The 12,392-nt window shown below is 67.0% G+C and carries 11 protein-coding genes; 1 reads left to right on the top strand and 10 read right to left on the bottom strand.

The genetic code is table 11. The features are described from left to right. From Y705_RS22910 to Y705_RS16645, 10 genes are all read right to left on the bottom strand, one after another. Nucleotides 1-747, bottom strand: a 747-nt coding sequence (locus Y705_RS22910; protein ID WP_026531633.1) for an AMP-binding protein, incomplete at its 3' end; no start/stop codon positions are given. Beyond that, the gene (locus Y705_RS16660; protein WP_253908444.1) at nt 744-1,937 is read right to left on the bottom strand and encodes an ABC transporter ATP-binding protein; all 1,194 of its coding nucleotides are present in this window, start codon (nt 1,935-1,937) and stop codon (nt 744-746) included. The genes Y705_RS22910 and Y705_RS16660, both read right to left, overlap by 4 nt. Continuing rightward, the gene (locus Y705_RS16655; protein WP_049822123.1) at nt 1,934-3,634 is read right to left on the bottom strand and encodes an ABC transporter permease; all 1,701 of its coding nucleotides are present in this window, start codon (nt 3,632-3,634) and stop codon (nt 1,934-1,936) included. The genes Y705_RS16660 and Y705_RS16655 overlap by 4 nt, the downstream gene beginning before the upstream one ends. Continuing rightward, nucleotides 3,631-4,653 carry an extracellular solute-binding protein gene (locus Y705_RS0101940; protein WP_026531632.1) on the bottom strand — a complete coding sequence of 341 codons (1,023 nt, stop codon included), beginning with the start codon at nt 4,651-4,653 and terminating at the stop codon, nt 3,631-3,633. The genes Y705_RS16655 and Y705_RS0101940 overlap by 4 nt, the downstream gene beginning before the upstream one ends. Nucleotides 4,654-4,824: 171 nt before the next feature. Next, nucleotides 4,825-5,238 (bottom strand): hypothetical protein, encoded by a 414-nt coding sequence (locus tag Y705_RS0101935; protein WP_155849859.1) that lies wholly within the window; start codon nt 5,236-5,238, stop codon nt 4,825-4,827. A 173-nt stretch (nt 5,239-5,411) separates the two neighbouring features. Further along, complete coding sequence (locus Y705_RS16650; RefSeq protein WP_049822121.1) at nt 5,412-7,250, bottom strand: L,D-transpeptidase family protein; 1,839 nt, start codon at nt 7,248-7,250, stop codon at nt 5,412-5,414. A 1,099-nt stretch (nt 7,251-8,349) separates the two neighbouring features. Further along, complete coding sequence (gene tgt, locus Y705_RS0101925; protein WP_026531630.1) at nt 8,350-9,636, bottom strand: tRNA guanosine(34) transglycosylase Tgt; 1,287 nt, start codon at nt 9,634-9,636, stop codon at nt 8,350-8,352. Nucleotides 9,637-9,706: 70 nt separating this feature from the next. Continuing rightward, nucleotides 9,707-10,561, bottom strand: coding sequence for a DUF6707 family protein (locus Y705_RS0101920; RefSeq protein ID WP_026531629.1), 855 nt, complete (start codon nt 10,559-10,561; stop codon nt 9,707-9,709). 91 nt (nt 10,562-10,652) lie between these two features. Continuing rightward, nucleotides 10,653-11,192, bottom strand: a complete 540-nt coding sequence (locus tag Y705_RS0101915; protein ID WP_026531628.1) for an NUDIX hydrolase family protein — start codon at nt 11,190-11,192, stop codon at nt 10,653-10,655. Between the two features lie 134 nt (nt 11,193-11,326). Beyond that, complete coding sequence (locus Y705_RS16645) at nt 11,327-12,016, bottom strand: hypothetical protein (RefSeq protein WP_049822120.1); 690 nt, start codon at nt 12,014-12,016, stop codon at nt 11,327-11,329. A gap of 69 nt (nt 12,017-12,085) precedes the next feature. Between Y705_RS16645 and Y705_RS22080 the strand changes: the two genes are divergently transcribed. Then, nucleotides 12,086-12,392: YdeI/OmpD-associated family protein (locus Y705_RS22080; protein ID WP_444826149.1), on the top strand; the 307-nt coding region annotated here is incomplete at its 3' end.

Here is a 12,392-nt window from a genome sequence, read left to right as displayed (position 1 = left end):
CCGGCCGCCGGCCTGGGTGATGTAGCGCAGGCTCGGCAGGTCCATCTCGGCGAAGCCCACCCGGTCCAGCAGGTCGAAGCTGTAGGGGACGGCGGCGAACGAAGTGGCTCCGCGGTCGCGGAAGACGTCCCAGAAACAGGGGTCGACGACGGACAGGTCCGTGAGCACGAGGCTCGCCCCACGGATCAGATGGCTGTTGATGACGGACAGGCCGTAGCAATAGGTGAACGGCAGCGTCGTGGCAGCCCGGTCGTCGGGGCCGATGCCCAGGTACTCCGCGATCGCCCGGGCGTTCTCCGCGAGGTTCGTCCGGGACAGCCGCACCAGCTTCGGCGAGCCGGTGGAACCGGAGGTGCTGAGCAGAAGGGCCAGGTCGCGGTGCAGTTCGTGGCGTGTGCCGGGCCAACGTTCCTCAAGGTCGAGTCCGCCGTCGCCGGCCCTGAGTACCACGTCGGGTTCATAGGCTGCCAGCAGGGATTCCAGCGCAGCAGGCTTGTCCGCCGGGGCCAACAGGAGGGGGTGCCCGGCCGTCATGGCTGCGAGGTAGCCGATGAGTGATTCAAGGTCATTGCGCGCGACGAGCATCACGAGCCGGCGCTCCGGGCCGAGGCGTGCCATGAGGTCCTCGACCCGTCCTCCGAGGTCTCGGTAGGAGATCACCCCGTCAGCCGTGAGGATGGCTGGTCGCTCGCCGTGCCGGGCGAGATCGGTGAAGGTGACCTCGGAAAGGTCGGGTTCAAGAGTCATCGTGTTACCTCGGTCGGATCGGCATCATCAGAGGGTCCGCCCTTCCTCATGGGGCTCGGGCCGGTCCTCACGCTGTTGGCAGGCGGGGACGTCACCGCCCGGTCGCCCACCAGCAGGGTGGGGGACGTGCCCGGCGCCACCGTCACCGCGACGGTGGCGCCGACCGGATAGCGGACATTGTGGGGCTGCCAGGAGCGTAGAGTGCGCCCCGAGGCGAGCTGGACGTGGTGGAGGACGAAGGCACCGTGGTACTCCACCGACGAGACGCGGGCGGTGGCGTCCGCAGCGGGGCGCAGGGCGACCTCGTGGGGGCGCAGGACGACGTCGACGTCGACGTCGCTGTCCGCCCACCCCGGGACCGTCGAGACGATCCCGATCTCGCACGTCAGCAGGGCCCGATGCACCCGCGCGGGGAGGAAATCCGCGTCGCCCATGAAAGAGGCGACGAACCGGGTGGCAGGACGTTCGAAGACCTTCTCCGGGATGTCTGCCTGCTCGATCACGCCGTTGTTCATGACGATGACGCGCGTGCCGACGGACAGGGCCTCCGTCTGGTCGTGGGTGACGAGCACCCCGGTGGTGGCGGTTTCGCGCAGCGTCGCCACAGTGTCCCTGCGAACCTGGGCGCGCAGGGACTCGTCAAGGCTGGAAAACGGCTCATCGAGGAGGACGACGGCGGGCCGGGGAGCCAATGCGCGGGCCAGGGCTACGCGCTGCTGCTCCCCTCCGGAGAGCTCGTGCGGATAACGGTCCCTCAGGTGCGCCAGCTGGACGAGGTCCAGGAGCTCACCCACGCGGGCCCGACGCTCGCCCCGGGGTAACCGGTCGAGGCCGAATTCCACGTTTCGGGCTACCGTGAGGTGCGGGAAGAGAGCATGGTCCTGGAACACGAGGCCGACCCGGCGCCGCTCAGGATTCACGAAGTGGCGAGTGTCGGCGACGACGCTTCCGGCCACGCTGATCGTTCCGGCGTCGGGCCGTTCCAGGCCGGCGACGAGTCGCAGCGTCGTCGACTTCCCGCACCCCGAGGGACCGATGAGTGTCACCAGTTCTCCTGCGGCGATGGAGAGGTCCAGGTCCGCTACGCCCCTGGCGGTCCCGTAGTGCTTGCCGACCCCGGCGAGGCCGAGCGCCGGAACGGCAACTCCCGCACCGGATGCAGCCAGGGCGTTCTCCATCTGGACCTTCACTGACGTACCTCTCCCGGGGCTGTCGTGCCCGTCTCGTCCCGCCGGGTCTGTCGGACGAGGACGAAGACTGGAATGATGGCGACCGCCACGATGACCAGGGCCGGCAGCGAAGCCTTCTCCCAGAAGTTCTCGCGCGCGAGCTCGTAGACCCACACCGACGCCGTCGTGAAGCCGAAGGGGCGCAGCAACAGCACGATCGGCAACTCCTTCACGGCGTCGATCACCACCAGCATGAGGGCTACGGCGACACCCGGCCGGGCCAGGGGGAAGTGCACCCGGGCCAGGACGCGCCGCGGGGCGGCACCGAGGCTCAACGCGGAGAACGTGACGGTGGGCGGGATCTTCTCGAAGCTCGCACCGATGGACTGGTAGGCAGGAGCGAGGAACCGGATCACGTAGGCGTAGAGGATACCGATCACCGAGCCCGTCACGATCAGCCCGGTGCCGCCCGGAACGCCGGCGCGCTCCAGCGCGGTGTCGGCCGCGGCGAAGGACAGCAGGACGCCGATCCCCACCACGGCTCCCGGGACCGCATAGCCGAACGTGGTCAGCTGGGCTGCGAAGGAGACGAAGCGGCCGCCGCCCAAACGGATCGCGTGGCCGATCGAGACGGCGAGGACCACGCAGCTGACGGCGGTGATCGCGGCGACCAGCAGGCTGTTGGCAAGGTAGTCGACGAAGCGGGGGTCGGTCAGGACAGACGTATCCGCGGAGGCCTGCCCGGCCGCCCAGAGCAACAGCTGCGCCACCGGGATGAGGAAACCGGCGGAGAGGGCTGCTACGCAGAGGGTGGTGGCAGCCCAACCGCGCGCCCCTCGCAGCCGCTCGGGCTGGAAGCCCTGTCTCCGGCTGCCGAGCTGGTGATAGCGGGCACGGCCGCGAAGTGCCTTTTCGGCGGCCAGCACGGCGACGGCGAACAGCAGGACCAGCACCGCAAGCTGCGTCGCAGCATGGAAGTCGAAGGTGCCCTTCCACACCAGGTAGACGCCCACCGAGACGGTCTGGACGTTGAAATACTGCACAGTGGCGAAATCGGTGAGCGTCTCCATCATCACCAGGGCCAGTCCCGCGGCCAGCGACGGTCGGGCCAGCGGCAGCAGCACCCGCCGCAGGGCGCGTCCGCGAGTCGCTCCCAGGGTGCGCGCGGCGTCATACGTGCCGGACGACTGCTCGATCAGGGCCGAGCGCGTGAGCAGGTAGACGTAGGGATACAGGGACAGCGTCATCACCAGCACCGCCGCCGGTAGGGAGCGCACCTCGGGAACCCAGACGTCGGCTCCGAACACAGCACGCAGAAGGGTCTGCACCGGCCCTGCGACGTCGAACACGGACAGGAACACGAAGCCGAGGACGTACGCCGGCATCGCCAGTGGAAGGACGAGCAACCACACCAGGACGTTGCGTAGCGGGAAACGATAGGCGGTCACGAGCCAGGCCAGGCCGCCGCCCACCACGAGCGACCCCGCGCCCACGCCGAGCATCAGTGCGAGGGTGGTGAGCACCATCCGCGCGAGGCCCCGGGGCTGCGCGGACTCCCCGAGGCTCCCGAGGCCGTCGATGACAACCGCCAGCACGGGGGTGGCGACGACGACGGCGACGGCGATGACGAGGGACGACCATGCCGTCCGGCCGACGCCGTATGTCCGCGAGCGGCGCTCAGGAGTGCGCGCCTCGGCGAGTACCGCCGGTCCAGTCACCGGTATCCGGCCTCGGCGAGCAGGTCGACGGCGTCCGCGTTGAGTGTTCCGTAGGCCTCGGCGTTGAGTGGCATGCGCGTGAAGTCGCCGAAGTCGGCGATGACCGGCTCCGGCTCCACCGCCGGGTTGACGGGGTATTCGTGGTTGGCGTCCACGAAGGCGTTCTGCCCGTCGGTGGCGAGCCACTCGATGAGCCGCTGCGCGTCCTCCGGGTTGTCAGCGCCGTCCACCACGCCTGCGCCCGAGATGTTCACATGCGTGCCCGCTCCCTCCTGGCTGGCCCAGAACAGGTCCACATTGAGCTCCGGCTTCTCCGCCAGGGTGCGGGCGAGGTAGTAGTGGTTGTTGATTCCGACGTCGCAGGTGCCGGCGTCGATAGCGTCGAGCAACAGGACGTCGTTGCTCATGATCTCCACGTTGTTGGCTACCCAACCCTGGACGATCTCGAGGGCCCTGGCCCGTCCGTGGAGCTCGATCAGACTGGCCACGAGGGATTGCGTGTACGCGGAGGTCGCATCCCGCATGCACAGGCGGTCCTTCCATCGTGGGTCCGCCAGCCCCGCGTAGGTTTCCACCGCGTCGAATTCCGCCGGGTCCACATTCTCGGGGTTGTACGTGACGGTGCGCGCGCGCATCGCGAGTCCGTACCAGCGGCCCTCAGCATCGCGAAGGTCCTCGGGGACGGCTTCGTCGAGTACTGCGGAATCGATCGCGGCCAGTTCGCCCTGGCGTGCACCGTTCCAGAGGTTGCCGGCGTCGACGGTCATGAAGACGTCTGCGGGGGTGTCCTCGCCCTCGGCCTTGAGGCGCTCGAGGAGTTCGGCGTCGTCACCGCTGATGAATTCGACGGTGATGCCCGTCTCGTCGGTGAACTGCCCGAACGCGCCCTCGAGGTCGTAGTGGCGCGCCGAATAGATCTGGAGATCCGCCGACTGGCCGCCGATGGCTCCGCAACCGGTGAGGATCGATGTCAGGGCGGTCATGCCTACGAGGGTGGTCAACAGCGGGCGGGGGTGCATACAAGTCTCTTCTCAGCTGGGGCGGGGGTCCGTCGGGTGCGTGGGATCAACGGACAACGACCAAGGATAGCCTAACTTAACAAGGGAGTTCAGCTAAGCCATGAGACGTCATGGGGCGCGTTCAGTAGTGGCAGCGCGCCCGGAGGATCGTTTCCGTACTTCGGGCCGGGATTATTCGGTCCTCGCCATCTTCCAGACGCTCAACCGTCCGGCGGCCGCGGCTACGCCGATGGCGAGGGCGATCGGCAGGTTCTGGGCCGTTCCGGAGATGCTGACCAGGGCTATTCCGGCGAATCCGGCGGCGGTGAACACTCCGAAGAAGGCCAGTACGTGCTGCCACTGGTTCGGCACCCGGCGCAGTGCAACGTTGAGGACGGCGCCGAGCGGAAGTCCGGTGAGGATTCCGATGGGCAGACCGTAGACGAGTGCCAGGGTGAACGTGCCGAGGAAATCGTTCCCTGACAGGGCCCAGTTCAATCCCATGGCGACGGCGAGGAGGGAAGCACCGACGGCGAACCCGACCAGCAGGGCTCCGACACCAAGCGTCACCCGGGTTGGGGGCCGGCCCTCAACCGGGATGTCCATCTCATCCACTGCCGCACATCGGAATCGCGCTCATGATGCTCCTTCGAACCCGGTCAACCCATCGTAGTGCGGAGTTCTCCAGACTGGTCGGAACAGGAGGTTGATGGAACGAAAGAACCCCCGGCGATTGAACGTCGGGGGTTCTTTCCCGTACTGGAGAATCGGAACAGCTGCTACCGGAACAGGTCCGATGCCACGCCCATGATGATGCGGTCTCCAGGAGTTGACTTCCTCAGGTAGTCCTCCACGGCCCAGTCGTCGAGCGCGATGCACCCGGCGGTCGGCACCTTGTTCTGGTGCAGGAAGATCGCGAAGCCCGCGTCCTGCACGATGGGCGAATCCGGTGGCCGGTTGTAGTTGATCACGGCGCCCTGCCGATAATCGTGGGTGGCTCGTGTTGCGAAGTACCACATGTCCTCGTCATAGCCCACCCAGGTGGACGACTCGAAGTACTTGTTGTAGGTGTCCGTCCAGGGGTTGCCGCCCCAGCGTGAACGAGGGTTGAGCGTCCGGTAGGGCAGCGCCGTGCCCGGATTGCCGAGGCCGAAGGCCTCGGTCACCGAGTAGGAGCCGGTGGGCGAGAAATTGAAGCGGGTGGGTCCGGAGGGAACGCCCGGCCTCTTGAATCCGCTGGCTCCCACCGTGGCGTCGGTCTTCCAGTCGGTGACATAGGTTCCCGCCACTTTCTGGCAGTACACGGCACTGGCGGAACTCTGCCCGTAGCCCCCTGCGATGGTGAGCAGGACTCTCTTCGCCCCACCCGTGGAGTAGACGGAGCGCCCGTCGTTCAAAGTGGTGCACTCGGTGTGCCGGTGGTCCCTGTTGCCGGCCGCGTTCCAGGTGATGTAACCGCCCTGGAACGGCTGGACACATTCGCCTCCCTCGCAGCGCTCCGGCGTCTGGGGGTAGCCGAGGTAGCTCTGGTGCATGGCCATCGACTCGTACTTGGCCTTTACTCCGCCGCGGACGGGTTGGGATCCGGTGGCAGGGGACCAGAAGATCAAGCCGCCCTGGAACCACTGGTAGCACCCATCGTTCCGCTGGCCGCAGATTTCAACCGTGAGCGGGTAGCCCAGGTAGCCGTTGTGTGCACCGAGGTTCTCGTAGCGGGCCTTGATGTCGCCGTTCACCGACTGCCCGCCTGTTGCGGCGGACCAGTAGGTCATCCCGCCCTGGAACTTCTGGAAGCAGCCATCCTTCGCCTGGCCGCACACCTCGTTCTCCAGGGGGTAGCCGAGAACGCCGTCGTGGGCGCCGCGGGCTGCCCACGCATCCCGCATTCCGCCGCGGACGATCTGGGCGCCCGTGGCCGGTGACCAGGAGATGACCCCGCGCTGGTAGGTCTGCTGGCAGCCGGATGACCGCAGTCCGCAGCTTTCCCTGGAGGTGGGATAACCGAGCCAGCCCGCTTCGGCGCCGGTTCGCGCGTAGGCGGCACCGATGGCACCCGGAGCCCATACGCCATGGGCGCCCGACGACGCCGACCAGACGATCCGGAGTCCGCCGAATTCCTGGACGCAGCCGTTGTTCGGCTTGCCGCACACTTCAGCGGTGGTCGGGTAGCCGATGCCCGCGTAGCCGCCGTACACGCCGTACAGGGCTCCGCCGATCGCTCCCCGGCTCCAGACCTGCTGGTGCCCCGCCGCGGTGCTCCAGGTGAGGTCGATCCCGCTCGAGAACCGCTGGGCGCAGCCTCCACCGGTGCACTGCTCGTCGGTGACCGGGTACCCGAAGGCTTCCAGGGCGCCTGTGGACGCCCAGCGCGGTCCAGTGTTGCCGGAGGTGAACAGGACCGGATGGGCGCCCGTCGAGGGGGTGTAGTGGATCTCTCCGCCCACGAAGGTTTCTACGCAGTGTCCGGCCGCATTGCAGGATTCATTCGACGTTGGTTCGCCCAGCGGGCCGGCGGCCCCGCCGAGTTCCTTCCACTTGGCGGCAATGCCACCGATAGGGGTGAATGCTGCGGCAGCAGCGGCACCGGTCTCCGGTTCGGATGATTCCTCCGCGGACATTTCCGCAGGAGCAGGAGCAGGAGCAGGAGCCTGAGTTTCCGGAGCAGCAGGAGCGGGTTCCGCCGTTGGGGCTTCGGTGGAGGTGGCTACCTCCGGGGGAGTTTCCGTCAGGATCTCAACCGAGGGGATTCCAGCCGGTGGGGTCTCAGCCGGTGCAGGGGATTCGTTCCCCTGCACGTCAGGGTTCTGGAACTCAGGGGCAGGTGCCCCGGGGGTCGGCGGAGCCGTCGTCGTGCCTGGGACCGGACCTGCAGTAGGTGCGTCCAGTGAAGGGGTGGCTGTTGGAGCCGCCGGCTCCGTGACCGGTGCGGAAGGTGCAGGCGCCGCAACGGCGCCCGGGGCAAGTCCTGAGAGAAGGAGCGCGGCCAGGGAGATTGCAGCTAGCGTGCGCCCCGGAAGGGAAGTGGATGGATGGTTCACCGTGAGACAACCGCCTGACATGTAGATGATGCTGGGGCGCCATCGGCGAAGGCGTCCGCGCGGACTTGAGCCGTGCCGCCGGCTGGTACTTCCTGTTGAATGGTTGCGTGTCCCGCCACACTGCTGGTGCTGCCGACTGCGACTGCAACAGAGAAGGTTGCTGCGGTATCACTCGTGTTCGTCAGTGTTCCCGAGAAGGACCACACACCCGCCGCATCAGCCGTGCACACCACATTGCTCAGGGCGTCGTTGGCGATGGCGGTGGGGTCTGCAGGTACGAACTCCCTGCTGATTTCGAGCGTGGCTTCGACGCTTGGTCCCGGATCGGGAGGCGCCGTTGCCGGAAGATCCGTGCCTGTCGTTGCAGGCCCGGGCGTTGCCGGCGCCGGCTCCTGGGATTCCGGAGCAGTGCTCGGTCCGCTGGAAACGACCGTCTCCGGTTCTGATACTGCAGGTGCATCTGGTGCATCGGCAGGTGGCGAAGTGCAGGCGGAGAGGGCAACGACGCCCACTGCCGCCCAAAAAAAGAGCGGTCTGAGACTCCGCATTTTTCCCCTATTTTTTGCTTATGAGTATCCCGCTCGGGAATCAGGGCCGTCGACCGGGAAGATTGTACAGACGGACGATATCAGCGATTCCCGCACTTCTGAACGATCATCCGATAACAGTTCCACACAATTTATGAACTACTACGTTTTCGACCCGGATAGTAACGCCGCAGTACCTCGGCCTTCAGATCGTCGAATGTGCCGTCCTCAATGGCCGCGCGTGCGTCGTCGACCATGCGGACCACAAACCTCTCATTGTGGATCGACAGAAGGGTGGCGGACACCATTTCCTTCGCCTTGAACAAATGGTGGATGTAGGCGCGCGAATAGTTTCCGCAGCTGTAGCAGTCGCACCCGTCCATCAGTGGACCGAAATCCCTTTTGAACCGTGCATTCGAGAGATTCCACCGGCCGTCCGGCGTGTAGAACGCCGAGTTGCGGGCCACTCGCGTGGGCGAGACGCAGTCGAAGGTATCGGCGCCGTTCTCGATTCCCGTGAAAAGATCGTCGGGTTCGGAAATGCCGAGGAGATGCCGGGGCTTGTTCTCGGGAAGTTCATCACTGCACCATCCGAGAATCGTCCCGAGGTTCTCCTTCTCGAGTGCCCCACCAATTCCGAAACCGTCGAAGTCGAGGGCGCCGAGATCGCGGGAAGCTTTCCGACGCAGATCCTCGTACTGTGCGCCCTGAATGACCCCGAACAATGCCTGGTACGGCTTGTCGCTGCGCTTTATGGAAAGCCGCTCGTGCTCCGCGATGCAGCGAAGCGCCCATAACCGTGTCCGCTCGAGGGATTCTTCCTGGTAGGCGCGTGAATTCATGAGCGTGGTGAGCTCGTCGAACGCGAACATGATGTCTGCGCCGAGTTGGTGCTGCACCTGCATGGAGATCTCGGGGGTGAACCGGTGGCGGTCGCCGTTGAGGTGGGACTTGAACCAGACGCCGTCGTCGTCGATGTGGGCAAGGCGCTCCTTGCCCACTGCCACCCGGTCATCGGCCCCGGCGGCATCCGAGTCGACCGGGGCGTCCATGGTGATGACTTTCTTGAAACCGGAGCCCAGGCTCATCACCTGGAACCCGCCCGAATCGGTGAAGGTGGGTCCTTGCCAGTTCATGAAGGCGCCCAGACCGCCTGCCTCGTCGAGCACGTCGGGCCCGGGCTGGAGGTAGAGGTGATAGGCGTTCGCCAGGAGCGCCTGGGCCCCGAGGGCCGACATCGACTCGGGAAGCACCGCCTTGACGGTCGCCTTGGTGCCGACGGCGATGAAGGCCGGCGTCCGAATGGCCCCGTGCGGCGTCGTGATGGTGCCCGTGCGCCCATGCCGCCGGCCGGTGGAGCCGCGTGCGGCATCGCTTCCCTCGAGCCGGGTACCGACGGTGAAGGAGAAGGACGACTGCTGGGACTGTGGATGCACCAACCCATTTTGCCAGAACCGGACGCCCGGGCATTCCGCCGGTACCGGTGCGCTCCGCAATCGGGGACGAGAGCTAGGGCGTCCCGAGTGCGTTGTTCAGGGCCGAAAGCGCGGCCAACTCGGATTCGATGCGCCGCTCCAGCACCCCGCGGCTCAGCGTCTCGGAACCCCCGTGAGCCCGCAGGTAGAGGAGGACTCCCAGACGCAGGACGCGCCAGTCCTTTTCGGTCGACTTGTTGCCGGATCCGGTGGCACGGACGATCTCCGGATCGTACACGTTCGGGTCATTGAGCTGGCGTTGCCGAACGGTTGCCGCAAGCTTTGCGCGCAAGGGATCGGTTTCGGCGTCATCGGCGGAGCGCAGGGCCGTCGAGTATGCCGCCGACGGGGCGTCGTCGTGCCGTGAAAGGTAGGCGGCCATGGCCAGGGCGCCCTCGATCCATTTCCAGCGGCCGAAGTTCCCGTCGAAGGGCAGCACGGTGAGGAGGTCGGCGACAGTAAGGGCGTTCGCGGTGTCAGCGTGGTCCACGAGGAGGGTGACGGCGAGGTGGTGCAGGTCCTGCAGGTTGCTGCCCGACTTCAGGTTGATTCCGCGGAGCAGCCTGCTCGAGATCTCCTGCACCACGGTGCTCGCGGGATAGGCCTCGGCGAGCTGTGCCACCACTGCCTCGGGCGAGCCGTGGTCCGCAGCGACGGCTGAAACTCCTGCGGCACCCGTGGCTTCCACGTACACGATGGAACCGGTGGCCATGGTGACGGTGTCCCCGTTGGAGAGCTGGGCGACAATGAGTGCCGGCGCTCCGAAGTCATCGTTCCGGGTCGAGGTGTCCTTCACCTCGACTGCGGCGCCGCCCCCTGGCAGGACCAGGTTTTCGCCCGCCCGAACTGCCTCAGCGGGCACCGGCCGGAGTTCCTGGTTCCTGTCCACCTGATTTTCCTTCACCTCGGCTCCGTCCTCCCGAATGCGATGCTGGATCCGCTCGCGAGCGCGGGCTTCCTCACACGATAGGGTAATGCGCTCAACGTCCCCAGCCCGCATGGGCGAGGGCCTGCCGCAGGAGGTCCGCCCTGCCGCCGGAGAACTCCTCCTGGATCGACGGGCTGAGGGCCTCCGAGGGGGTGAGCCAGGACAGCTCGAGGGCATCCTGCCGTGGATCGCACTGGCCCGCAACGGGAATGAGGTAGGCCAGCGCGACGGCGTGCTGGCGGTCATCGGTCAGTCCGGTCTCCGACGGCGAGGGGAAGTACTCGGCGATCGTGAAGGGAACGGGTGACGGCGGCAGCTGTGGAAGCGCGAACGGACCGAGGTCCTTCTCCAGGTGGCGCAGGAGGGCGGCGCGGATGGTTTCCCGGTACATCACACGGCCGGACACGAAGGTGCGCACCATCTCGCCCTGCTCATTGGCCTGCAGCAGCAGCCCCACCTCGTTGACATACCCGAGGGAATCGCACCGCACGGGAATCGCCTCGACGTAGACCATGGGCAGGCGGCGGCGGGCCTCGTAAAGATCGTCTTCGGAGAGCCAGCCCGGATTGGGGTCGGGGGTGCGAACGTTCATACCTTCAGTTTTATAGCAGACCGGCCCGGCGGCGGGAGCGGCGCGCTGTTCTTCGGCCGCTGGCTGAATCGCAGCGGAGCGCTTGTGTCGGTATGGGGCGCCGCATCGTGCTGCTCCGTCGGTGGGCCGGCCCGCTACCGCTTCTCGCCGATGAGGACCGGGAAGTGGCCGGGAATCCGGAGGTGGAGTGAGCGGTCCACGGCCCCATCGATCACCGAGTGCTCGAAGCCCGCGACCTCGAGGGTCCCGGCGAGTCCGCGCACGTCGCCGTCGTACTCGAAGCCCAGCGTCACCGAGGCTTCCGCAGCAGGGTGCACGGCCACGACCCCACCGTTCTTCGCGGTGAAATCCCGCCAGGTGCCGTCCGGTGAGATGCGGCGCGACCGCGCCCCGATATCGAGGAGCACCCTGGCCGCGGCCTCGGTATCCGCGGTGTGCCAGTGAGCCACGACGCCCAGTGGAATTCCGGGAGGCGTCACGGCGCGGGGACCCGGGACGGCGAGGAAGGTGGTGCTTCCCGGGGCTGAGACACGGGCAGCGCGGCGGTGGTCCTGCCCGACGACGTCGACCGAGGTGCCTGCCTGCCGTGTCCGCCGTACGAACTCATCGAGGTTCCCGGGTGAATCTCCCACTTCGAACCCCAGCTCGACGGCGTTCGCCCCTGCACCTCCTGGTTGAGGGGACTGTAGCACGAGCCGGCCGCCGCCTGCGTCGTACACCCTGCAGCCGCCGTCGCCCAGGGCGACGCGGAGCCCCAGCGCCGAGAGCAGGGAACCGTAGCGGGGGAGGTCGGAGGTGGACACGATCGGTCGAACGCGAAGCATCGGTATTCCTTCGGATAGGGGCGGAGGACCAGACTACTCGTGCTGGATCCGGTGCCCTACGGTGGCCTCATGAAGACCGACGTTCCCGAGCTGCTGCTGCAGGACGCGGCCGAGTGGCTGGACTGGCTCGACCAGCACCACGGCACGTCCGCCGGGGTGTGGCTCGTCCTCACCCGGAAGGGCGGCTCGTCGACCACGCTGACGTACGCGCAGGCGCTCGACGAGGCCCTGTGTTTCGGGTGGATCGACGGCCAGAAGCGCAGCCGGGACCCGATGAGCTTCGGACAGCGTTTCACCCCGCGGAGTGCGAGGAGCATCTGGTCGGTCCGGAACCGGGAGCATGTGGAGCGGCTGGAGGGTGAGGGGCGAATGCGGC

Origin of the sequence: Arthrobacter sp. H41, assembly GCF_000520535.1 — a bacterium.
Taxonomy (GTDB): domain Bacteria; phylum Actinomycetota; class Actinomycetes; order Actinomycetales; family Micrococcaceae; genus Arthrobacter_D.
The sequence above is the reverse complement of the archived record's forward strand: the minus strand, read 5'-3'. Positions and strand labels throughout refer to the sequence as shown.

Bases quoted from the DNA above. Each gene is read 5' to 3' on its own strand.
- Y705_RS16650 (WP_049822121.1), bottom strand. From the start codon at position 7,250: ATGTCCGCGGAGGAATCATCCGAACCGGAGACCGGTGCCGCTGCTGCC.
- Y705_RS0101940 (WP_026531632.1), bottom strand. From the start codon at position 4,653: ATGCACCCCCGCCCGCTGTTGACCACCCTCGTAGGCATGACCGCCCTG.
- Y705_RS0101935 (WP_155849859.1), bottom strand. From the start codon at position 5,238: ATGGACATCCCGGTTGAGGGCCGGCCCCCAACCCGGGTGACGCTTGGT.
- Y705_RS0101915 (WP_026531628.1), bottom strand. From the start codon at position 11,192: ATGAACGTTCGCACCCCCGACCCCAATCCGGGCTGGCTCTCCGAAGAC.
- Y705_RS16645 (WP_049822120.1), bottom strand. From the start codon at position 12,016: ATGCTTCGCGTTCGACCGATCGTGTCCACCTCCGACCTCCCCCGCTAC.